26 protein-coding genes and 1 pseudogene are annotated in these 19,394 nt (G+C 73.2%); 7 read left to right on the forward strand and 20 right to left on the reverse strand.

All coding sequences use genetic code 11. From position 1 onward, the window contains the following. Positions 1–243: pseudogene (locus tag AB0O29_RS22225) on the reverse strand (hypothetical protein); the annotation flags it as partial. Positions 244–484: 241 nt separating this feature from the next. On the opposite strand from AB0O29_RS22225, the gene AB0O29_RS22230 reads away from it, so the two are divergent. From AB0O29_RS22230 to AB0O29_RS22240, 3 genes are all read left to right on the forward strand, one after another. Next, positions 485–1,471, forward strand: a complete 987-nt coding sequence (locus AB0O29_RS22230) for a helix-turn-helix transcriptional regulator (RefSeq protein WP_365153888.1) — start codon at positions 485–487, stop codon at positions 1,469–1,471. 219 nt (positions 1,472–1,690) lie between these two features. Further along, positions 1,691–2,125 (forward strand): hypothetical protein, encoded by a 435-nt coding sequence (locus AB0O29_RS22235; protein WP_365153890.1) that lies wholly within the window; start codon positions 1,691–1,693, stop codon positions 2,123–2,125. Next, positions 2,122–3,585, forward strand: coding sequence for an RICIN domain-containing protein (locus tag AB0O29_RS22240; protein ID WP_365153892.1), 1,464 nt, complete (start codon positions 2,122–2,124; stop codon positions 3,583–3,585). Before AB0O29_RS22235 ends, AB0O29_RS22240 begins: the two co-directional genes overlap by 4 nt. On the opposite strand, the gene AB0O29_RS22245 is transcribed toward AB0O29_RS22240, so the two are convergent. Continuing rightward, complete coding sequence (locus tag AB0O29_RS22245; RefSeq protein WP_365153894.1) at positions 3,579–3,989, reverse strand: nuclear transport factor 2 family protein; 411 nt, start codon at positions 3,987–3,989, stop codon at positions 3,579–3,581. The two genes, AB0O29_RS22240 and AB0O29_RS22245, sit on opposite strands and share 7 nt — an antisense overlap. Before the next feature lie 98 nt (positions 3,990–4,087). On the opposite strand from AB0O29_RS22245, the gene AB0O29_RS22250 reads away from it, so the two are divergent. Beyond that, positions 4,088–4,633 carry a TetR/AcrR family transcriptional regulator gene (locus tag AB0O29_RS22250; RefSeq protein ID WP_365153896.1) on the forward strand — a complete coding sequence of 182 codons (546 nt, stop codon included), beginning with the start codon at positions 4,088–4,090 and terminating at the stop codon, positions 4,631–4,633. A gap of 10 nt (positions 4,634–4,643) precedes the next feature. Here the strand turns inward: AB0O29_RS22250 and AB0O29_RS22255 are convergent, their stop codons facing one another. Further along, positions 4,644–4,967, reverse strand: coding sequence for a putative quinol monooxygenase (locus AB0O29_RS22255; protein WP_365153898.1), 324 nt, complete (start codon positions 4,965–4,967; stop codon positions 4,644–4,646). A gap of 68 nt (positions 4,968–5,035) precedes the next feature. Between AB0O29_RS22255 and AB0O29_RS22260 the strand changes: the two genes are divergently transcribed. From AB0O29_RS22260 to AB0O29_RS22270, 3 genes are all read left to right on the forward strand, one after another. Continuing rightward, the gene (locus AB0O29_RS22260; RefSeq protein ID WP_365153900.1) at positions 5,036–5,455 is read left to right on the forward strand and encodes a helix-turn-helix transcriptional regulator; all 420 of its coding nucleotides are present in this window, start codon (positions 5,036–5,038) and stop codon (positions 5,453–5,455) included. A gap of 10 nt (positions 5,456–5,465) precedes the next feature. After that, a complete protein-coding gene (locus AB0O29_RS22265) occupies positions 5,466–5,882 on the forward strand; it encodes a VOC family protein (RefSeq protein ID WP_365153902.1) in 417 nt (138 codons plus the stop codon). A 141-nt stretch (positions 5,883–6,023) separates the two neighbouring features. Next, entirely contained in the window at positions 6,024–6,194 is a 171-nt protein-coding gene (locus AB0O29_RS22270) for a hypothetical protein (protein ID WP_365153904.1), read from the forward strand. 28 nt (positions 6,195–6,222) lie between these two features. Here AB0O29_RS22270 and AB0O29_RS22275 read toward each other — a convergent pair whose 3' ends face one another. The 17 genes from AB0O29_RS22275 to AB0O29_RS22355 form a co-directional block, all read right to left on the reverse strand. Then, the gene (locus AB0O29_RS22275; protein ID WP_365153906.1) at positions 6,223–6,933 is read right to left on the reverse strand and encodes a WYL domain-containing protein; all 711 of its coding nucleotides are present in this window, start codon (positions 6,931–6,933) and stop codon (positions 6,223–6,225) included. A 10-nt stretch (positions 6,934–6,943) separates the two neighbouring features. Then, the gene (locus AB0O29_RS22280; RefSeq protein WP_365153908.1) at positions 6,944–7,933 is read right to left on the reverse strand and encodes an alpha/beta hydrolase fold domain-containing protein; all 990 of its coding nucleotides are present in this window, start codon (positions 7,931–7,933) and stop codon (positions 6,944–6,946) included. 68 nt (positions 7,934–8,001) lie between these two features. Then, on the reverse strand, positions 8,002–8,436 hold the full coding sequence (locus tag AB0O29_RS22285; RefSeq protein ID WP_365153910.1) for a hypothetical protein: 435 nt from the start codon (positions 8,434–8,436) through the stop codon (positions 8,002–8,004). A gap of 92 nt (positions 8,437–8,528) precedes the next feature. Then, on the reverse strand, positions 8,529–9,089 hold the full coding sequence (cpt, locus tag AB0O29_RS22290) for a chloramphenicol phosphotransferase CPT (RefSeq protein ID WP_365153912.1): 561 nt from the start codon (positions 9,087–9,089) through the stop codon (positions 8,529–8,531). 31 nt (positions 9,090–9,120) lie between these two features. Further along, positions 9,121–10,050, reverse strand: a complete 930-nt coding sequence (locus AB0O29_RS22295; protein ID WP_365153914.1) for an aminoglycoside phosphotransferase family protein — start codon at positions 10,048–10,050, stop codon at positions 9,121–9,123. 9 nt (positions 10,051–10,059) lie between these two features. After that, positions 10,060–10,707 (reverse strand): OmpA family protein, encoded by a 648-nt coding sequence (locus tag AB0O29_RS22300; protein WP_365153916.1) that lies wholly within the window; start codon positions 10,705–10,707, stop codon positions 10,060–10,062. 4 nt (positions 10,708–10,711) lie between these two features. Then, positions 10,712–11,104: a hypothetical protein gene (locus tag AB0O29_RS22305; RefSeq protein ID WP_365153918.1), complete on the reverse strand. Its 393-nt coding sequence runs from the start codon at positions 11,102–11,104 to the stop codon at positions 10,712–10,714. A gap of 228 nt (positions 11,105–11,332) precedes the next feature. Then, entirely contained in the window at positions 11,333–11,977 is a 645-nt protein-coding gene (locus AB0O29_RS22310) for a pilus assembly protein TadG-related protein (RefSeq protein WP_365153920.1), read from the reverse strand. Between the two features lie 11 nt (positions 11,978–11,988). Next, positions 11,989–12,234: a hypothetical protein gene (locus AB0O29_RS22315; RefSeq protein WP_365153922.1), complete on the reverse strand. Its 246-nt coding sequence runs from the start codon at positions 12,232–12,234 to the stop codon at positions 11,989–11,991. 110 nt (positions 12,235–12,344) lie between these two features. Beyond that, positions 12,345–13,031, reverse strand: coding sequence for a response regulator transcription factor (locus AB0O29_RS22320; RefSeq protein ID WP_365153923.1), 687 nt, complete (start codon positions 13,029–13,031; stop codon positions 12,345–12,347). Continuing rightward, on the reverse strand, positions 13,031–14,164 hold the full coding sequence (locus AB0O29_RS22325; RefSeq protein ID WP_365153925.1) for a histidine kinase: 1,134 nt from the start codon (positions 14,162–14,164) through the stop codon (positions 13,031–13,033). Before AB0O29_RS22325 ends, AB0O29_RS22320 begins: the two co-directional genes overlap by 1 nt. Before the next feature lie 2 nt (positions 14,165–14,166). Further along, complete coding sequence (locus AB0O29_RS22330) at positions 14,167–15,069, reverse strand: DUF5936 domain-containing protein (protein ID WP_365153963.1); 903 nt, start codon at positions 15,067–15,069, stop codon at positions 14,167–14,169. A gap of 28 nt (positions 15,070–15,097) precedes the next feature. Then, positions 15,098–16,036, reverse strand: a complete 939-nt coding sequence (locus AB0O29_RS22335) for a type II secretion system F family protein (protein ID WP_365153927.1) — start codon at positions 16,034–16,036, stop codon at positions 15,098–15,100. Continuing rightward, complete coding sequence (locus tag AB0O29_RS22340; RefSeq protein WP_365153929.1) at positions 16,033–17,379, reverse strand: CpaF family protein; 1,347 nt, start codon at positions 17,377–17,379, stop codon at positions 16,033–16,035. Before AB0O29_RS22340 ends, AB0O29_RS22335 begins: the two co-directional genes overlap by 4 nt. Then, positions 17,376–17,753, reverse strand: a complete 378-nt coding sequence (locus tag AB0O29_RS22345; RefSeq protein WP_365153931.1) for a TadE/TadG family type IV pilus assembly protein — start codon at positions 17,751–17,753, stop codon at positions 17,376–17,378. Before AB0O29_RS22345 ends, AB0O29_RS22340 begins: the two co-directional genes overlap by 4 nt. Beyond that, complete coding sequence (locus tag AB0O29_RS22350; RefSeq protein ID WP_365153933.1) at positions 17,750–18,115, reverse strand: TadE family protein; 366 nt, start codon at positions 18,113–18,115, stop codon at positions 17,750–17,752. Before AB0O29_RS22350 ends, AB0O29_RS22345 begins: the two co-directional genes overlap by 4 nt. Positions 18,116–18,118: 3 nt before the next feature. After that, positions 18,119–19,393 carry an AAA family ATPase gene (locus tag AB0O29_RS22355; protein WP_365153935.1) on the reverse strand — a complete coding sequence of 425 codons (1,275 nt, stop codon included), beginning with the start codon at positions 19,391–19,393 and terminating at the stop codon, positions 18,119–18,121. Between the last annotated feature and the right edge of the window lies 1 nt (position 19,394).

Raw genomic sequence — 19,394 nt, forward strand, 5'->3', positions numbered from 1 at the left:
CTGGCCGTCCCTCAGGCTGCCGGCCGCCTGGAGGAGGGCGATGGCCTCCGGGGTGAACCGCCGGCGCACCTCCTCGGGCGAGAGCCACCGGCAGCTCGTGGTGCCCCCGCCGGTGCCGCCGCCACCCGTCCCGCCTCCGCTCGGGTCGCCGGGCGGGGTGGTGCCGGCGTGGGCCGTGGCCGGGACGGCCGCGGCGAACAGGGCCGCGGTCAGGGCGGTGAGGGCGAGGTGCTTCAGCTTCATGCGGGACTCCGTTGGTCAGTCGGGCCGGTCGGGTCGATCAGATCGGTCGGATCGGGCGGATCAGTCGGATCGACGGGAGTCCCCGGGCGCCGGGGGGAACATCCGGCGCCCGGGGACACGCCCAGCTTCACCGGCGCCGAACCCCGGGACCATGCGTTCCGCCCCTCACTAAAGTTACGTGGCAGTAAGAGGAGTGGGGGACGAAGTGGACGAAGGGCCCATTTCCGGGCGGATATCGGGGTTGACGGCCTTCGGGGAGACGGATCGGGCGGTCTACCAGTGGCTGGCCGAGCACCGCCGCCTCGACGCGGCGGCCGTGGCCGAGGACCTCGGGCTGGACCCGGCGGACACGGCGGCCTCGCTGGAACGCCTGGTCGCGGCCCGGCTCGTGCACACCGACCCGGAGGAGCCCGGCACCGGTTACGCCGTGGCCCCCGAGGTCGCGGCCGCCCAGCTGGCGGGCCCGGTCGAGGAGGAGATCCGCTCCCGCCAGTACGAGCTGTTCCGCATGCGCCGCCAGCTCCAGCAGTTCACCTCCGCCTACCAGCACGGGGTGCAGGCGGCGGGCGGCGCCCTGGAGGTGGTCTCCGGGATGCAGACGGTGCGCACCCTCATGACCCGGGCCGCCGCGGCCTGCCGCGGCGAGGTGTTCACCTGCCAGCCCGCCGGCGGCTTCCGCACCCCCGACACCCTGCGCGACACGCTGGAGCGCGACCGGCCCCTGCTGGAGCGGGGCGTCCGGCTGCGGGTCCTGCACCCGCACACCTCCCGCTTCCACGCCCCCACCCAGGCGTACGTCGCCGCCGCCTCCGAACTGGGGGCCGAGCACCGCACGGCGCACGAGCTGTTCGGGCGGCTCGTCGTGTACGACCGGGAGACGGCCTTCCTGCCCCTGAGCGACGGCAGCTGGGGCGCGGTGGTGATCCGCGAGCCGCACACCGTCGCCTTCCTGTGCGAGCTGTTCGAGCAGTCATGGGAGCAGGCCGCCGTGTTCGCGGACGCCGCCAGCCAGGGCCTGGAGCAGGTCGCCCGCGAGATCGACCGGACCATCCTGCGGCTGCTCGGCGCGGGCCTGAAGGACGAGGCCATCGCCCGCCGCCTGGGCATGTCCCTGCGCACGGCCCGGCGCCACATCGCCGACATCATGGACCGGCTCGGCGCCGACAGCCGTTTCCAGGCGGGCGCGGCCGCCGCACGGGCGGGACTCCTCGCCGACGGCGAGGGCTGAACCACAGGCCGGGCCGGGCCGGTTCGCCGCCGGGAGCGGGCGCTCCCGTGAGGCGTGAACCCGGGACCTGACCCCCGGGGCCGACGCCCCGGGGCCGGTTTGTCGCGGATTCCGCGGCGGCCGGACGCGGCACAGGATGGTGCCCGTCAACCCGACCACCAACCGGGCCCCGGAGGCGGCCGGTTCGCTCCGGGACCGGACCCAGGAAGGCCGTCCCGGATGTCGCGCACCGCCCAGGTCCCCGGAGAGACCGAAGCCCTCCTCGTCGAGGAGATCGCACTGTTCCTCTCCGTCCACCTCGGGCGGAGCCCCGGACTGATGTGGCCCGAGCACGAGCCGCCGGAGCCGGGCGACCTGGAGACCTTCCTCCCGGCCGCCCTGACCGGCCGGCTCGGCCGCCCCGTCACCGTCCTGCCCCACCCCACGGAACGCGACACCGTCACGAACGACCTGCTGGTCTGCCAGCTCGACGGCTCCAGCACCTGGCACATCGCCCCGCCGGCCGGGGCGGCACTGACCCTGCGCCTCCAGGCCGGGTCGGTCCTGCACGCCCCGGCCGGCTCCGTCTGCACGCCCCGCCACGGCTCCCGTTCCCGGGTCCTGCCGCTGGACCTCGGGGACCGAAGAAGCGAAAGAGAAGAGGAAGACCCATGAGCAGGACGAAGACCGGAATCCGGACCGCCGTCATCGCGACGGCACTCGCGGCGGCGGTGGTGGCGTCCGCCCCCTACGCCCTGGCGGCGGACCCGGCTCCGGGGACGGCGGGGGCGGCGGCCAGGGTGACCGGCAAACTGCGGACCGCCCCGACGGGCACCCAGCGCGCGGCGGCCGCCGGGGACGTCCTCGGCACGCTCCTGTCGGGCATGGACCGGATCTTCGCGTCGTACCAGCAGTCGAATCAGTACAAGTCGTTCATCAACGCGATGCTGGACGAGGTCGATCAGGACACCAACTACAAGTACAACGTCGTGGTCGTCTACATGAAGCACGACTTCGGTGCGGCGAACATCAACACCGGCAGGCTCCAGGGCGGCCCTGGTGTGAACAACACCCCTGTCGTCCGCACCGGTTCCATCAACAACTACTCCTACGGCGTCTTCATCTTCGACCAGGGCACCGCGGACTTCGAGAACACGATGTCCTGGTACGGGAACCAGAAGATCACGGCCTACACGGAGTCGAACGGCGGCATCCACGGCAACGCGACCGGCGTCGGGGCCAACGGATCCTCCACGACCCAGCTCAGGTTCGACAGGCGGAGCTCACCCTCCACGGGCGGCAACTCCATGCTCTCCGCCGGCCAGACCCTGTCGAAGGGCCAGCGGCTCACCTCCGGCAACGGCAACACCCTCATCATGCAGGACGACGGCAACCTCGTTGAGTACGGCGACGGCGGCCGGGTCCTCCACGCGAGCGGCACAGTCGGCCGGGGCGACCACCTGACCATGCAGTGGGACGGCAACCTGGTGCTCTCCACCGCCAACAACATCCCGCTCTGGTCCACCGGCACCCCGAACAACCCGAACGCCTGGGTCCAGATCCAGGACGACGGCAACCTGGTGCTCCACCGGTCCGACAACTCGGTCCTGTGGGCCATCACCCCGAACGGCTGGCCGCAGACCTCCAACCCGGACCTCGGATCCCACGGCGCGAACAACAACGGCAGCCGCGGCAACCACCCCGACGGCTCGTGGATCACGATCGTCAACCAGGGGTCCGGGCGGGCCATCGACGACGCCGGCGGCGGCACCGCCGACGGCAACCGGGTCCAGACGTGGGCGCAGCACAGCCCCAACGAGCCCTCCCAGGGCTGGCGCCTGGACCGGAAGGAGGACACCTCCGACGGAATGCCGGCCTACGCCCTGACCAACCGCGTCAAGGACGGCCAGGTGCTGAACCTCTCCGGCGCCGACAACCGGAACACCCAGCTCTACCACTACGACGCCACCAACAACAGCAAGTGGATCTTCGTCGGCAAGGGTGACGGCTGGTACGAGATCTACTCCGCGAACAAGCGCAACGACTGCCTGACCGACAAGGGCCACGGCGGCCAGGTCACCGTCGAGCCGTGCAACGGGGGCGCCGAGCAGCGCTGGGGCACCTACCTCTACTGATCCCCGCGCAGCCGACGCTCCGACTCCTCGATCGGGACGTCGTTGATGCTGGCCTCGCGGCGCCGCATCAGGCCGTCGGCGTCGAACTCCCACTGCTCGTTGCCGTGGCTGCGCCACCACTGGCCGTCCGCGTCGTGCCACTCGTACTCGAAGCGGACCGAGATGCGGTCGCCGGTGTAGGCCCAGAGCTCCTTGCGGAGGCGGTAGTCGAGTTCGCGCCGCCACTTCTCGGCGAGGAAGGCGCGGATCTCGGCGCGGCCGGTGAGGAAGCGGTCGCGGTTGCGCCAGACGGAGTCCTCGCTGTAGGCGAGGGCGATCCGCTCGGGGTCGCGGCTGTTCCACGCGTCCTCGGCGGCCTGCACCTTGGCTCGCGCGGTCTCTTCGGTGAACGGCGGGACCAGCATGGAAAGTTCCTCTCACTCGCACCATCGGGAGAACGCTCGTTCTCAAAGTAGAGAACGAGCGTTCTCAAAGCAAGCGGATCTCGATTACCCTTCACGCCATGGACGACGAAGAAGCCCGCACCCGCCTCCTCGACGCGGCGGAGGCGCTGTTCTACGCCGAGGGCGTGCAGGCCGTCGGCATGGACCGGATCCGTGCCGAGTCGGGCGTGCCGCTCAAGCGGCTCTACCGGCTGTTCCCCGCGAAGGAAGCCCTGGTCGCCGCCTACCTGGAGCGGCGCGACCGCCGCTGGATCGGCGGCCTGCGGGAGGCGGTGGCCGCCGCCCCGGAGCCCGTGCCGGCGGTCTTCGACTGGCTGGCGGCCTGGTTCTCGGAGCCGGACTTCCGCGGCTGCGCGTTCCTCAACGCGTACGGGGAGCTGGGCACGGGCCCCGCCGCCGTCCTGGACGTCGTCCGCCGCCACAAGGCGGAGCTCCGCGCCCTCCTGGCGGACCTCGCCCCCACACCGGAGCTCGCGGAACAGCTCCTGATCCTGGCCGAGGGCGCGACGGTGGTCGCCGCCCTCGACCCCGGCCCGGCCCCGGCCCTGCACGCCCGGGCGGCTGCGCGGCGGCTGCTGGGGGCCGAGGCCCACCCGGGCGGGTGAGGCGTCGGGGTCAGGCGAGCGGGGCCGGGGACAGTTCCAGCACCTGCGCCGGGCCCGCCCGGAAGGCAGGACTGGCCGCGTCGGCCTCGATCATGTGCGGGGTGGCGTCGTGGGCGGCGAGGGCCTCCTTCGACCTCCACTCCTCGATCAGCACGAAGCGGTCGGGGTCGCCCGCCACGCCGTGGAGGTCGTAGCGCAGGCACCCCTCCTCCGCCCTGACCAGCGGCGCGAGGCGCTCGTACGCCTCCTCCTGCTCCCGGCCCCGGCCGGGCAGGGTGGTGATCAGGATGACGAGCCTCACGGGCCGGGACGCCTGGGGCGGCTGCTGCGACATGCGGCGCAGCCTAAGCGTCCAAGATCGGCTCTGGCAGGCCGATTTCGCCCTGTGAGATGGTGGACGGCGTGAACCTGGAGGACCTCGTCCGGCTGCGCCGGGCCCGCGACGCGATGGACCGCGACTACGCACAGCCGCTGGACGTTCCCGCCCTGGCGGGGATCGCCCTGATGTCGGTCGGCCATTTCCAGCGCAGTTTCCGCGCCGCCTACGGCGAGACCCCGTACGGCTACCTCATGACCCGCCGCATCGAACGGGCCAAGGCCCTGCTGCGGCGCGGCGACCTGTCGGTGACGGAGGTCTGCTTCGAGGTCGGCTGTACGTCGCTGGGCTCCTTCAGCTCCCGTTTCACCGAGCTGGTCGGCGAGAGCCCGAGCGCCTACCGGGCCCGCGACCACGGCGACAGCGCCGCCATCCCCGCCTGCATCGTGAAGATCCACACGCGTCCGGTCAGGAACGGAGAAGCCAAACCCGACGGCCGCGCGTAGCGTCTGAGCCATGGGAATCAAGCTTTCGCAGTGCTTCATCGCCGTCGACGACCACGACAAGGCGATCCCCTTCTACCGGGACGTCCTCGGTCTGGAGGTCCGCAACGACGTCGGGTACGAGAACATGCGCTGGGTGACGGTCGGCTCGCCGGCCCAGCCGGACGTGGAGATCGTCCTGGAGCCCCCGCTCGCCGACCCGAACGCCACCCCCGCCGACCGGCAGGCGGTCGCGGAGCTGATGGCGAAGGGGATGCTGCGCGGGGTCATCTTCACCACCGACGACGTCGACGCCACCTTCGAGCGGATCCGCTCGGCGGGTGCCGACGTGCTCCAGGAGCCGATGGACCAGCCGTACGGGGTGCGCGACTGCGCCTTCCGCGACCCGGCCGGGAACATGCTGCGCTTCAACCAGCCCCGCAAGGCCTGAGCCCGGACGCCGGGCCCGGGTGCGGGCGGTTCCTCGGCCCGGACGGCTGACGACACACCCCGCCCCGGGCCGACATCCCCGAACGGAAGAGCCCGTTTCGCTAGCTTGTCGCATCATCCGCTTCTCTCGGAAGAAGACCTGATGCGCCAGCCCGCCCCCTCCACCCCGCGCGGCCGCATCGCGTGGTGGACCGCGCTCCTGATCGCCCTCCTCGCCTCCTGGCTCCTGCCGACCGCGCACGCCCACGCCGCCGCCCCGCCGGGACGGCACCCGGCGCCGGTGGCGGCCGGCTCCGTCCTCGCGGACGGGTGAACCGTCCTTACGGACCGGTGAGCCGTCCTCACGGACCGGTGAGCGGGGACAGCGCGGCGGGCCTGGTCGCGGTGGCGGCCGCAGAGCCGCGCAGGAGCGCGGCCAGGTCGTGCGGCCGGGCCGGCTCGTCCGTCGGGGTGGCCCGCGTGATCCGGTCCAGGCGGAAGCCGCGGCCGGCCCGGCGGGTGCGGCACCAGCCGATCAGGTACCAGTGGCCCTCGGCCGTGAGCAGGCCGGCCGGCTCCACGGCGCGCTCGCTCGCGCGGCCGGACGCGTCGGCGTACGCGAGCCGAAGCACCGTGCCGTCGGTGAGGGCCCGCTCCACCGCGTCGCGGACCGCCCGCTCCGTCCGCGAGGGCAGCGCGACGATCCGTGCGGCCAGCCCCTCGGCCGCCGCTGCGGCGGGGCCGGTCATGGAGGCGATCAGCTTCTGGTAGGCCGTGCGGGCCGCGCCCGCGTAGGGGGTCTCGGCGGCGGCGAGGGCGGCGGCCAGGGCCGCGGCCTCGTCGGCGGTGAACTGCACCGGGGGCAGGGTCATGGACGGGTCGACCGTCCAGCCGCCGCCCCGACCGAGGGCGGTGCGGACGGGGACGCCGGATTCCATCAGCGCCTGGAGGTCGCGCTGCACCGTCCGCGTGCTGACCTCGAACCGCGCGGCGAGCGCCGCGACCGTACGCGGCCTCGGCGCCGCCGCGCGCAGTTCCTCCACGAGGGCGTAGAGCCTGGTCGTACGGTCCATGGGCCCGACGCTACCGGCCCACGGCGGCGAGGAACTCCCGTTCGCGCGCGAACTCCCGGCGGGTGACGGTCAGGGGGAAGAGCGTGAACCCGTGCATCGCGCCCGCGACGACCCCGAGCCGTACGGGCGCGCCCGCCGCCCGCCAGCGCCGGGCGAGGAGGAGCGAGTCGTCCAGCAGCGGGTCCTCGGTGCCGACGACGATCCGCGCGGGCGGCAGGCCGGCCAGGTCGGCGTACAGCGGGGAGAGCTCCGGGTCGCGGCGCTCCTCCGGGCCGGTACCGGGCGAGAAGGACTCGTAACTGCCCAGCAGCGAGTCGGTGTTGCTGACGAGGGGGCGGGAGCCGAAGGAGCGCTGGCTCGGGGTCATGGACAGGTCGTAGGGGCCGAAGAGCAGGTGCGCCCCCCGGAACGCCCCGCCGAGGCCGTGGCGGTCGCGCAGGCGCAGCAGGGTGAGGACGGCGAGGTGGGCGCCGGCGGACTCGCCGCCGATCAGCAGCCGGCCGGTCCCGAACTCGGCGGCGGCGTTGTCGACGAGCCAGCGGGCGACGGCCTCGCAGTCGTCGGGTCCGGCGGGGAAGGGGTGTTCGGGCGCGAGCCGGTAGTCGACGCTGACGACGGCCAGCCGGGCGGCCTCGGCGATCCCCAGGAGCCGTTCGTCCTGCCCGTCGGCGGAGCCGAACGACCAGCCGCCGCCGTGGACGTGCAGGTACACCCCGTCGACCGGACCGCCGTCCGCGCCCTCCGGCAGGAAGGTCCGGACCCGCACCCCGGCGACGACCCGGTCCCGCCCCTGCGGCAGCCGCACGGGCGGGGCGTCCCCGGCGAGCCGGTTGCGGCGGATCCGGGCGAGGAGGCCGGGGTCCAGGACCCGCCCGCGGGCGGGGCGGGAGGCCGCGGCGGCCTCGAACCGCGCGTTGAAGGCGAGGGTCTCGGCGAGGCAGTCCTGGTCGGTGAGCGGCAGGTCGGCGGCGGTCGTCGTGGGGCTCGTTCGCGTCGTCATGCGTAGAGCCTCGCAACGGTCCGCGACAGCCCCGTGTCACCCTTTTCGGGCTCTTCCGGTGACCCGCGTCACGCCGGCGCCGCGCCCCGGCGGGCGCACCGGGCGAGCGCCGCCCGACCGAACCGCCGGAGCCGGGAGGGCCCCTTGAAGGGCGCCCGCATCACGCCCAGGGCGAAGGCGACCTGCCCCACGGCGAGGACGTAGACGAGCGGCGGGAAGCCGATCGTCCACCAGAGGGGCAGGAGCAGGAGCAGTGCCAGGGGCGCCCGGAAGTCCATGCCGGTCCGCCCGCTGGCCAGCCCGTAGACGAAGCTGATCAGCACGGACGGGATGCCGGTGATCATGAGGTGGTACGGCAGCTCCCCCAGGATGTCGAACTCCTCCGGCAGCGTCGCGTTCGTCAGCACCCAGGCCAGCGCGGCCGTGGCGGTGTAGCGGAGCGTCAGGTCGACGAGCCGCAGCCCGATGGTCCCCAGGTTCTTCCACGGCGCGTCCTCTTCCACGGCCAACTCCCCCTCATGGCATGCCTGATGAGCGGTGCGCCGGAGTGGCGCCCGCCGGGGGACAGCCTGTCAGATTCCTTGAACGTGTTCAATTAACTTGCTTGAGGGGAACTGGACGACCGGACCCGGGCCGCGATGACCCGGGCGCAGGCCAGGGATTCGGCACGGCTCGTGTCGACCTCCAGGTCGTAGACCACCCCCCGGTGGACCGCCTCGGCCTGGGCGGCGGCCATGCCCGAGGGCCGGTCGCCCCGGGCGATCTCCCGGGCGGCGGCCACCTCGCCGTCGCACCGGACGCCGACCCACAGGACGGCCAGCCCGCGCAGGGCCTCCCGCCAGCGCCGCTGGGACTCAGGGCCGCCGAGGAAGACGTCGTCCACGACGATCCGGGCCCCGGCCCGGGCCATGGCGGCGATCCCTTCGGCCCAGGCGGCGTCGAGGAGGCGGAACTCCTCCCCGACGACCACCGCGCCACCGGGCTCGAACCCGATCCCGGCGTCGGAGGCCCGCAGCGAGGGCGGCATGGCGTCGACGAGCGTGTCCACGCCGAACGCGAGCCAGGGGTCGGGCAGGACGGCCTGCAGACACCGCACGATGCCCGACTTCCCGGAACTGGAACCACCGTTGAGGACGATCACTTGAGGGATGGTCATCCCGGCAGCCTAGGCGCGGCGCGGCTGGGCGCTAGGGGCGGCGCGGCTCCGTGAGGAGTTCGGCCAGGGCGTCGGCGAGTGCGGTGAGCCGGTCGAGCTCCGGCCCGCCGCGGGCCCTGCGGAAGCCGTGACGGCGGCCCCACAGGGCCGCCTGGACGGCGTGGTACTGCGCCCATCTCCGTACGCGTTCGCGGTCGAGTTCGGCGGAGTCGGCGAACACGTCCAGGACGCGGTGGACCGCCCTGCGGGGGTCGTCCGCCGCGGCGAGGGCCAGGACGCGTGACTTCAGCAGGGTGCCGCCGTCGTAGGCCGGGTCCCCCGCGCAGCCCTTGGGGTCGACCGCCAGCCAGGGCTCACGGGTGGCCGCCAGGATGTTCCCGGCGTGGAGGTCGCCGTGCAGGAGGGTGTCCGGCTGGGTGCGGCCGAGCTCCCGTACGGTCACCGCGGCCGCGTCCACCACCCGCGGCGGGAGCTGCGCGGCGTCCCGCCTCAGCTGCTCCTCCCAGGCGCCGGCCTGGTCGCTGAGGCGGGGCAGGCCGGGCGGTGCGGGCACGGCGAGGCGGCGGCTGAGCCGCCCGGCGACGGTGACGAGCGCGTCGCCGTCCTCGGCCTCCGCGAGGGTCTGCGGCCGGGCCCGTTCCAGCAGCATCGCGAACCGGTCGTCGTCCCGCTCCAGGAGGTGGACGGCGCCGCGGCCGCGCCAGGCGGCGAAGGCGTCGGGCTCGTGGACGTTGCCGGGGTGCGGGAAGGAGACCTTCAGCACGGCGGGCAGGCGCGGCCCCCGCCGCTGGACGGGGACGACGAGGCCGACGCCGCCGTGCGTGACCTCGCCGTCGGGGGCGCAGTCCCAGCGCGCGAGGAGGTCCTCGACGATGCCGGGCAGCTCGGCCAGCCATGCCGCCCCGGGGGCGCCCTCGCGGTCGGTGGTGGTACGGGCGAACGCCTCCGGGGTCTGGATCATCCCCGGAGCCTAACCGGCGGTGCCCGTCGCTCCGCGGGGGAAGGTGATCTCGACGCGGCGGTTCTTCTTGCGGCCTTCCTCGGTGCCGTTGTCGGCGATCGGGTAGTCCTCGCTGTAGCCGCGGACGTCGTAGGTGACGCCGGGGTTGGTGACGGTCTTGGCCAACTCCGCCTGGACGGCGTCGGCACGCTGCTTGGAGAGCTCCTGGCCGTGCTCGTAGCTGCCCTGGTCGTCGGTGAAACCGAAGACGCGGATGCGGGTGGCCTTCTGGGTGTTGATCTCCTGCGCGATGGCCTGGATGCGGGCGGCGGCCTGGGCGTTGAAGACGGCGCTGTTCTCGGGGAAGAGGACCTCGGACTGGAGGGCCATCATGACGTTCTGATTGGTCTCCTGCCGCCGCTGCTCACCGCCGAGGTCTTCGACGACCTCGGCGATGTCGAGGACCTTGACGGGGGCGAGGGTGCCGCCTTGGGGGATCTTGAGGCCGGGGGCGTTGGAGTCGATGGGCACGGGCGCGGCGGGGGCGGGCTCGGTGCCGGGGGGTACGGAGGGCTTCGGGTCGTCGGCGTACGCGGCACTGGCACCGATCAGGTGCGCACCCGCGATGACGAGGGCGGCGACTGCTGTGGCTGCGGCTACGCGGTGGCGTTTTGTCATCGGGTCACCCGGAGATTTTGACGGTGGCCGGGGCGAACGTGGGAAGGTTGAACTCGACCTCGCTCGTCGAAGCGGGCGGGGTCGGGAACTGGGCGAAGAAGGGAATGGCCTGGCCCGCGTCGACGCTCGAGACCCCGGTCGTGCACAGGCATCGGGACTCCGTGTCCCGCAGCACGTAATAGCGCTTCTTGCCCGCCTTGTCGACCAGCGTCGCCCCGGCCACGGACTCGCCGGTGCCCTTCAGCTCGATGCCGCGCCAGGCCACGGTGTCCTTGTAGGACTGGCTGCCCGTGTTCTTGAGCTGGCCGGTGACGGTGAGGAAGCCGCCCGGGTCCCTCTGGACGGAGTTGATCTCCAGGACCATCCCCTCCTGCCCCTTGAGCGTGGCGATGACCACCGCCGGAGCGGAGCTCTGGTCCTTGCCCGGCGAGGAGGCCTGAGCACCCGCATTCTGCGACTGGGGCTGCGATGGCTTAGACGCTCCCTTCGCGTCGCCACCGTCGCCACCGCCACACCCGGCTGCGGTGAGGGTCAAGAGCGCCGTGACCACAACAGCCACTCCCCCACGCACCTTTGCCATGTGCCGAATGCCCATCTATGACGCTTCCTTGTCTCTCGTTCCTCGTCAGTTGACGAGGCGCACACTGAAGAGCTTCCTGCCCAACTCTCGGAGGGAGCCCGGCTTCATCGGATCGAACTTGACCGACTCCCCCTTACCGCAGGTGAATGTGACCGCGGGAGCCGCTGACGTGGTCGGGGTGGGCTCGGGCGTACCTCCCCCGGCAGGCTCCGTGGGCGCGGGGCTTGGTGTGGCCACCACCCCGAGTTGACAATTCGACTCGACCAGGGCGGTGGCCGTCGCCGTTCCGTGCATGGCGTCCGTGCCGGGAACCACCGAATCGCCGACCGTCCGGTTGCTCTCCACCGTCACGGTGAACTTGGGCGGCGAGGCCTGACACTGCGCCTTCGCGTCATTGCGGGCCGCGAAGACGTCGGCCTGAGCGCAGGCGCCATCCGACTTGAGGAAGTCCGCATCGACGATCTTCGCCCAGTCCTCGGGCTTCAGGGCGGCCAGATCGAGACCGAACAGGACCCGGTCCCGGGCCTCTCTCCCCGCCGCCAGAGCAGCCGCGTCCGCAGCCCCCTGCGCGTCGCTGCGGGTTACGGCCGCCTGGCCGATGACGAACAGAGCCAGAGCCGCGAAGAGCAGCCCCGCCACGAGGACCACGTAGAGCGGCAGGACTTGACCGCGATCCGGCGACGACCGCATGCGCGCTGTGATCAGCCGGCCTTGATGTTCGTGACGGCCTCCTTGATGCGCTTGGTGATCTCCGACCCGATGCCCGAGCCGACGATCGCGCCGATGATCACCACGACCACCAGGATGATGCCCAGGTACTCGAACGCGGTCTGCCCCCGGTCGGCGTTGGAGTACCGCTTGCGGATCCGGGTCACCGCCGTGTCCGTCCAGCCTGTCAGGCGGATCTTCGCCTCGACCGATGCCTTCAGCAGCGAGTTGTGTGACATGGGGGTTCCCTCCCGGGCCGATACCGCTGGTGATTTGCGGACGGTACGGCGAGTGACGAGTGATAACCAAGGGTCCCGGGGCCCAATTACGGACCCACTGCGCACCGCGTCTACCCATGTCCACTCACCCCCGGGCGGGCCGTTCCCAGCCAGTGGGCTATCGCTTCGCTGCGGCTCGTGCTCTGGAGTTTGGCGAAGATGCGGTTGATGTGGTTCTTCACCGTCTTCTCGCTGATGAAGCACGCCGCCGCGATCTGCTGGTTGCTCATCCCGGACGCGATCAGATCCATGATCTCCACCTCCCGCGAACTCAGCCCGAAGAGCGCGGAGTTGTGCAGCCTCTCCGGAGACTGTGCCACAGTTCGTTGCGGTTGCGAAGAGGTGCGGAGGTTCTCCAGGAGGGCGCCGGCCGCCGTTGGCGTGAAGTGGGGGCGGCCCTCGCGGGCGTCGTGGACGGCTCTCACCAGGTCCTCCGGCGTGAACTCGCCGTGGACCAGGTAGCCGCCCGCGCCCAGCAGCAGCGATTCCCGGACGATTTCCGACTCCCGGCTGTACGTGAGCATCAGGACCGGCGCCAGCCGGACCAGGTGCGGGAGGGCCGAGATGCCGTCCACGCCCGGCATGCGGACGTCCAGCAGGATCACGTCCGGGGCGTGCCGGCGGGTCAGGCTCAGGGCCTCGTGGCCGTCCGAGGCCTGGGCGACCACCGTGATGTCGCCCGCCGCCGCCAGGAGCGCGGCCAGGCCGGCCCGTACGACCGGGTTGTCGTCGGCGATCAGGACGCGGGGGCCGGCCATCAGGGGCTCCCTTCCAGGGGGAGGGTCAGGTCGATCCGGGTGCCCGGGCGGCCGTCGGGGTGGGGGCCGATCCGGAGGCGGGCTCCGAGTGCCGTGGCGCGTTCCCGCATGCCGAGCAGGCCGTAGTGGCCCGGGGCGGGCGCGGGCCGGGGCGGGAGGCCGCGGCCGTCGTCGGCGACGGTGAGGGTGAGGTGGGTGGGGGTGGCCGTCGCGGTGAGGGTGGTCGCCGTGGCGGCGGCGTGCCGGCGGGCGTTCTCCAGGGCCTCCGCCGCGATGGCCAGGAGGTGGTGGGCGGCCGGGGCCGGGAGCGCGGGGAGCGGGCCCGGGGCGTGGACGGTCGTGCCGGGGGCCGCCAGCCCCTGGAGGGCCGGGAGGAGGGGGACGTCCGGGAGGGGCTCGCGGAGGTCCGTCAGGAGGGCCCGGGACTCCGTCACGGCGCGGCGGGCCGCCACCGCCAGCAGGGCGGACCGGGTGCGGATCGCCGCCGGGTCGTCGGTGAGGGCCAGGGCGTCGGCCGTCAGGGCCAGCCCGTGCAGGGTCTTGGCCAGCGAGTCGTGCATGTCCCGGGCCAGCCGGTCCCGTTCGGCGCGGATGGCCTCCGCCACCGCCAGCTGCGCCCGCGCCTGCGTCAGCCGGGTCAGGAAGTCGCGGACCGAGGAGCCCGCCGCGCCCGACAGGACGCACAGCAGGGACAGGACCAGGCCGCCGCCCAGCGCCGCCACCACCGCCGTCTGCGCCGCCGCGTACACCGCCGAGCCCCGCCAGCCGTAGACCAGCCCGGCGAGGAGCGGGGTGCCGAGGGCCACCAGGCCCAGCGGGGAGGCGGGGGTGGCGGTGATGAGGAGGAGGGTGCCCAGGGCCATGTCCGCCGCCAGCAGCCAGCGGTGGCGCTGGAGCAGGGGGCCGCGTGGCTCCCCGTCGCGGAAGAGCGCGTAGGAGAGGGTGAAGGTGGCCACGGCCGCACCGGAGACCAGGTACGCGGGGGCTCCCGGTGCCGTGCGGGACAGGGCCAGCGGCGTGCCCAGGGGGATCATCACCAGGCGGAGGGCGAAGACCTGGCGGCACAGGGACTGCAGGGCGTTCGCCCGCAGCCGCAGGGACGGGCCGGGGGCGGCAGGGGTGAGGACCGCCATGGTCAGCCTCCGCCCAGCAGGGCGCCGAAGTCCACGTTCGCCCCGTAGACGAAGCCGCAGACGAGGAGGATGAGCGTGCCCGGCAGCATGAACATGGTGACCGCGAACGTGGCCTTCGGGACGGCCCGCGCGGCGCGCCGGCGGGCGTTCTGGGCGTCGGTGCGGCGCATGTCCTCGGCGATGGCGATCAGGGTGTCGACGATCGGGGAGCCCAGCTCCTCGCCCTGCTGGAGGGCGGTGACGAACTGGGCCACCTGCTCGCTGTCGTTGCGCCGGCGCAGCTCGTCGAAGGCCTGGCGGCGGCTGACGCCCATGTCCATCTGCTGGAGGGTGATGCGGATCTCGTCCGCCCACGGGCCCTCGTACTTGGCCGCCACGCGTTCCAGCGCCTGCCGGAAGCCCAGGCCCGCGCTGACGACGACCGCGAGGACGTCGAGGAAGTCGGGCAGGGTGCGCTCGATGTCGTCGCGGCGGACCCGGATCGCCGACCACAGCCCGGCCTCGATCCAGAACAGCCCGAACGCGACCATGAGGAGGGCGACGACCAGCTGCCCGTTGAGCAGCATCGCGAAGGCGCCCAGGCCGCCCAGGAACCCGTACACGGCGCGCCGGGCCGCGTACCGGTCGATGGTGAGGCCGGCCGGGTTGCCGGCCCGGTCGATCTGGGCGCGCTTGCGGGCCACCCGCCTGGGGCCCATCAGGCGCAGCACCAGCGGCGCCCAGCGGATGCCGAGGCGGTCGACGAGCGAGCCGACGGCTGTCGTGCGGGAGGAGCCCACCTCCAGGGCGAGGGCGAGGTCGGTGGGGAGTTCCACGTCGGCGCGGTAGAGGCGGATGCCGTGGAGGACACCGAAGACGGAGAGGGCCGTCACGACGGCCAGGAGGAGGGGGAGGTAGCTGCTCATGGTGCTCATGGGTCTCTTCGTCCTCCCGTCAGACGTCGATCTTCGACAGGCGGCGGATGAGGACGAAGCCGAGCGTGAACAGCCCCAGCGCGATCAGCACGGCCGTCTGGCCGACCAGGGCGCCGGTCATCCGGTCCAGCGCCCCCGGCATCATCGTGTCGACCAGCAGGAGCGAGCCCAGGCCGATCGCGGGGACCAGGTAGGCCGTGACGGTGACCTGCGAGAGCTGGGTACGGATCTCCCTGCGCGTCTCCTTGCGCTGCTCCAGGGTGACCACGAGGTTGCGCAGGCTGCCGACGATGGCGCCGCCCGCCCGCGCCGACAGCACGAGGGTGGAGACGAGGACGACCAGTTCGCGGGAGGGCAGCCGCTCGACGATCTCCCCGAGGGACTCCTCGATGGAGTGGCCCACCGCGAGCCGGTCCGCGACCCGGGACAGCTCCTCCCCCGCCGGGGCCTCCAGTTCCTCGGCGGCGATCCCGATGGCCGTGCGCAGGGCGAGCCCGGCCTGGGTGGCGTTGGCGAGGATCCGGGCGAGCTCCGGGAGCTGGTTGATGAACCGCTCGGTGCGGCGGGCCCGCTGCCAGTTGAGGAAGGCGTTCGCCGCCCACAGGCCGACCAGGCCGGCGACCGGGCCGAAGAAGGGCGCCAGGAGCGAGGCGGAGACCAGCCAGATCCCGGCGACCGCCATCAGCACGTACGCGAAGAACTCGCCCGGGGTGAGGTCCAGGCCGGTGGTCGCCAGCTTCACCTCGATGCGCCGGCCGAGCCTCGTGCCGCGCAGGCGCCGGTCGAGTCCGGGGAAGCGGCGCCGGCGTCCGGGCGCCTCGGGGGCGCCCTCGGCGGCGAGGCGTTCGACGAGGGCGGCGCGCTGGGCGAGGCCGGCGGCGTAGGCGTGCACTCCGAGGGTGACGAGCAGGCCGGCCAGCAGGGTGGTGCCGAGGGTGAGGAGGACGAGGTCGGTCACAGGACGGTCCGGTGGGTGAGCGGGTCGAAGGGGTCCTCGGGCGGGGCGACCCCGAAGGCCTGGGGAATCGGCTGGTTGTTCATGTAGAGGCGCTCCGCGATCCGGCGCGGGAGGGGGGCGTAGGCGAAGTAGCCGTGCACGCGCCCGTCGGCGGCCATGGGCTGGGCCACGTACCGGCAGACCGTGGTGATCCGGAACGGTTCGCGGCCGTGCGAGTCGAGGACGGAGATCTCGGTGACACGGCGCGAGCCGTCCCCGAACCGGGTGAGCTGGACGATGACGTTGACGGCGCTGTTGATCTGGTCCTGGAGCGCCTCGAAGGGGATCTCGACCTCCGACATGGAGGCGAGGGTCTGGAGGCGCATCAGCGCGTCCTGGGAGCTGTTGGCGTGGACGGTGGCGAGGGAGCCGTCGTGGCCCGTGGACATCGCCTGGAGCATGTCGAGGGTCTCGCCGCCGCGGACCTCGCCGACGATGATGCGGTCGGGGCGCATGCGCAGGGAGTTGCGTACGAGGTCGCGGATGGTGATCTGCCCCTTGCCCTCGACGTTGGCCGGGCGGGATTCGAGGCGGATGACGTGCGCCTGCTGGAGCTGGAGTTCGGCGGAGTCCTCGATGGTGATGACGCGTTCGCCCTCGGGGATCAGGCCGGAGAGGGCGTTGAGGAGGGTGGTCTTCCCGGTGCCGGTGGCGCCGGAGACGATCAGGTTCATCCGGGCCTGGACCATGCCGGAGAGCAGCAGGAGCATCTGCTCGTCGAGCGATCCGAGGGCGATCATCTCGTGCAGGGTGAAGGCGCGCGGGAAGCGGCGGATGGTGAGGGTCGCGCCGGTGAGGGAGAGCGGCGGGATGATGACGTTGACGCGCTCGCCGCTGGGCAGGCGGGCGTCGACCATCGGATTGGCCTCGTCCACGCGGCGGTTGACGGTGGAGACGATCCGCTCGATGGTCTGCATCAGCTGCTCGTGCGAGGCGAAGCGGATCGGGAGCTGCTCGACCCGGCCGGCGCGCTCGACGAAGATCTGGTCGGGGCCGTTGACCATGATCTCGGAGATGGAGGCGTCCTCCAGGAGCGGTTCGAGCACGCCGAGGCCGAGGGCCTCGTCGACGACCCGGCGGATCAGCTGGGCCCGCTCGGCGGTGGAGAGGACGGGGCCCTCGCGGCTGATGATGTGGCCGAGCACCCGTTCCAGGCGGGCGCGCCGCTCGGCGGGGGCGAGCGCGGACATCTCGGCGAGGTCGATCTCCTCCAGCAGCTTGGCGCGGTAGGAGGAGACGAGCCGGCCGTCCTCGCGGGGGCTGTGGCGGTCGTCGGGGGTGTTGACCCGGGAACGCAGGCTCATGGGCGGGCTCCGGTCGGGTCGTCGTTGGGCATGACCGCCGTGGCCTCGGCGTCCTCGACGTCCAGGCCGGGGACGATCGAGTTGATCTTTATGGTCACCGTGGCGGTGACGGCGTCGGCGGTCTTGGTCACCTTCACGACGGCGCCCAGACCCCCGCGGACGGCGGCCTCGCCCGCCGCCTCCCCGCCCGAGCCCTTGCGGGCCTCCACGCGGGCGGCGGTCCGGGCGGCGGTGTCGGCCTGTTCGTGGACGTACGCGATCCAGCCCAGCTGGATCCCGCAGAGGGCGACGAAGAGCAGGATCGGGACGAACCCGATGTACTCCAGGGCCACCTGGCCCCGGTCGGAGCGCAGCCGCTCCCGGTACCGGTTCACTTCGCCTCCCTCTCCATCGCCGCCCCGCCCGTGCCCGTGATCTCGCCGAAGCCCAGTCCGGGGTAGAGGACCGGGATCTCCAGGCGGACCGTGGCCTTGTAGACGTCGCCTGACGGGCCGCATGCGGTCGTGAGGTTCCACGCGTCCCCGATGTGCTCGGCCGCGGCCGTCGCGCAGGCCCCGTCCCCGTGCACCGCGCCCGCCCGCGCGCCCTCGTCGGCCGCGTTCCCGGCCAGCGAGAAGGCGTAGCCGATCAGGACGCACTCCCACACCGCCGCCACGAGCAGCAGGATCAGCGGGACGGTGCCCACGAACTCCAGGGCCACCTGCCCCCGGTCCCGCTCCCCCCGCCACCGCCGCATCCGTCAGCCCTCCCGGCCGCGCCGCAGCCGGGCCACCGGCCCCGCCGCCCGGACCGCCAGCGCCGAGCCCGCGGCGGCCCGCGCGGGCGCCTCGGACCCCTGCTCCGGGGCCGACAGCAGGCCCAGCTCCCCGGCCAGCGCCCACAGGGCCTGCTTCACCGTCGAGCGGTTGTCGAGGTCCTGCACCCGGCCCGCGTCCACGACCCCCTGGAGCTCCTTGAAGGCGGCGGGGACCGGGGTCCGGGTCGGACGGGTCTTGGTGATCTTCTCGATCAGCGAGGGCTGGATCTCGGTGTGCCTGCTCCACCGGTTGACCACCATCCAGGTGTCCTCCGCCTTGCGCACCTGGAGCCGCTCCCACATCCGCACCATCCGCTTGGCCGCCCGGACGGCGACCACGTCCGGGGTGGTGACCAGCACGGCCACGTCCGCCTGCTCCACGGCGGTGGCGTTCGCGCCCGTCACCTGGGTGCCGCAGTCCACGACGACCAGCTCGTAGCGGGCGCGCAGGGCGCTGAGCACCTGGCGGGTGGCGCGTTCGTCGAGGTCCTCGCCCCGCTCCCCCTCCGCCGGGGCCAGCAGCAGGGCCAGGCCGGTGCGGTCCTCGTAGACGGCGTCCTGGAGGACGCGCGGCGAGATGTCCTGGATGCCGGCGAGGTCGGCGATGGAGCGGCGGAACTGGACGTCGAGGTAGGAGCCGACGTCCCCGGCCTGGAGGTCGAGGTCCACGAGGGCCGTGCGGCGCCCCGAGGCGGCCGCGGCCAGCGCGAACTGGACGGCGGTGAAGGTGGTGCCGACGCCGCCCTTGGCGCCGGTGACGGTGACCACCCGGCCGCCCGGGCCGGAGACGACCTCCGCGCCCCGGCCGAGGTGGCGGCGGACGCCGGCCGACCACTGGGCGGCCGCGCCGACCCGGGCGGCGAGCTCCTCGTAGTGCAGGGGCAGGCCGACCAGGCCGCGCGCCCCGGAGTCCATGGCGGCGGAGAACACCCCCGGCCCGGTGTCGGAGGAGAGCAGCACCACGCCGACGGCGGGGAAGCGCAGGGCCACCTCGCGGACGAGTTCCAGCGCGGGGACGGGCCCGATCCGCTCGTGGACGAGGACGACCTCGGGGAGTTCGTCGACGGAGTCGGCGGCGAGCCGGCCCAGGCCGTCGAGCAGGGAGCCGGAGTCGGGGACGGGCGGGGCGGGCTCGGCGTCCGGGAGCTGGCTGAGCAGGGCGACGATGGAGCGGGCGGCGTCGGCGTCGCCGGCCGCGGGGAGGATTCGAGTGGTCATC

Origin of the sequence: Streptomyces sp. NPDC089915, assembly GCF_040684675.1 — a bacterium.
GTDB lineage: Bacteria > Actinomycetota > Actinomycetes > Streptomycetales > Streptomycetaceae > Streptomyces.

What these genes read in the sequence shown, in the direction of transcription:
- AB0O29_RS22235 (WP_365153890.1), top strand. Translation starts at nt 1,691, where the DNA reads ATGTCGCGCACCGCCCAGGTCCCCGGAGAGACCGAAGCCCTCCTCGTC.
- AB0O29_RS22240 (WP_365153892.1), top strand. Translation starts at nt 2,122, where the DNA reads ATGAGCAGGACGAAGACCGGAATCCGGACCGCCGTCATCGCGACGGCA.
- AB0O29_RS22245 (WP_365153894.1), bottom strand. Translation starts at nt 3,989, where the DNA reads ATGCTGGTCCCGCCGTTCACCGAAGAGACCGCGCGAGCCAAGGTGCAG.
- AB0O29_RS22250 (WP_365153896.1), top strand. Translation starts at nt 4,088, where the DNA reads ATGGACGACGAAGAAGCCCGCACCCGCCTCCTCGACGCGGCGGAGGCG.
- AB0O29_RS22255 (WP_365153898.1), bottom strand. Translation starts at nt 4,967, where the DNA reads ATGTCGCAGCAGCCGCCCCAGGCGTCCCGGCCCGTGAGGCTCGTCATC.
- AB0O29_RS22265 (WP_365153902.1), top strand. Translation starts at nt 5,466, where the DNA reads ATGGGAATCAAGCTTTCGCAGTGCTTCATCGCCGTCGACGACCACGAC.
- AB0O29_RS22270 (WP_365153904.1), top strand. Translation starts at nt 6,024, where the DNA reads ATGCGCCAGCCCGCCCCCTCCACCCCGCGCGGCCGCATCGCGTGGTGG.
- AB0O29_RS22275 (WP_365153906.1), bottom strand. Translation starts at nt 6,933, where the DNA reads ATGGACCGTACGACCAGGCTCTACGCCCTCGTGGAGGAACTGCGCGCG.
- AB0O29_RS22280 (WP_365153908.1), bottom strand. Translation starts at nt 7,933, where the DNA reads ATGACGACGCGAACGAGCCCCACGACGACCGCCGCCGACCTGCCGCTC.
- cpt (WP_365153912.1), bottom strand. Translation starts at nt 9,089, where the DNA reads ATGACCATCCCTCAAGTGATCGTCCTCAACGGTGGTTCCAGTTCCGGG.
- AB0O29_RS22295 (WP_365153914.1), bottom strand. Translation starts at nt 10,050, where the DNA reads ATGATCCAGACCCCGGAGGCGTTCGCCCGTACCACCACCGACCGCGAG.
- AB0O29_RS22300 (WP_365153916.1), bottom strand. Translation starts at nt 10,707, where the DNA reads ATGACAAAACGCCACCGCGTAGCCGCAGCCACAGCAGTCGCCGCCCTC.
- AB0O29_RS22310 (WP_365153920.1), bottom strand. Translation starts at nt 11,977, where the DNA reads ATGCGGTCGTCGCCGGATCGCGGTCAAGTCCTGCCGCTCTACGTGGTC.
- AB0O29_RS22315 (WP_365153922.1), bottom strand. Translation starts at nt 12,234, where the DNA reads ATGTCACACAACTCGCTGCTGAAGGCATCGGTCGAGGCGAAGATCCGC.
- AB0O29_RS22320 (WP_365153923.1), bottom strand. Translation starts at nt 13,031, where the DNA reads ATGGCCGGCCCCCGCGTCCTGATCGCCGACGACAACCCGGTCGTACGG.
- AB0O29_RS22325 (WP_365153925.1), bottom strand. Translation starts at nt 14,164, where the DNA reads ATGGCGGTCCTCACCCCTGCCGCCCCCGGCCCGTCCCTGCGGCTGCGG.
- AB0O29_RS22330 (WP_365153963.1), bottom strand. Translation starts at nt 15,069, where the DNA reads ATGAGCAGCTACCTCCCCCTCCTCCTGGCCGTCGTGACGGCCCTCTCC.
- AB0O29_RS22340 (WP_365153929.1), bottom strand. Translation starts at nt 17,379, where the DNA reads ATGAGCCTGCGTTCCCGGGTCAACACCCCCGACGACCGCCACAGCCCC.
- AB0O29_RS22350 (WP_365153933.1), bottom strand. Translation starts at nt 18,115, where the DNA reads ATGCGGCGGTGGCGGGGGGAGCGGGACCGGGGGCAGGTGGCCCTGGAG.
- AB0O29_RS22355 (WP_365153935.1), bottom strand. Translation starts at nt 19,393, where the DNA reads ATGACCACTCGAATCCTCCCCGCGGCCGGCGACGCCGACGCCGCCCGC.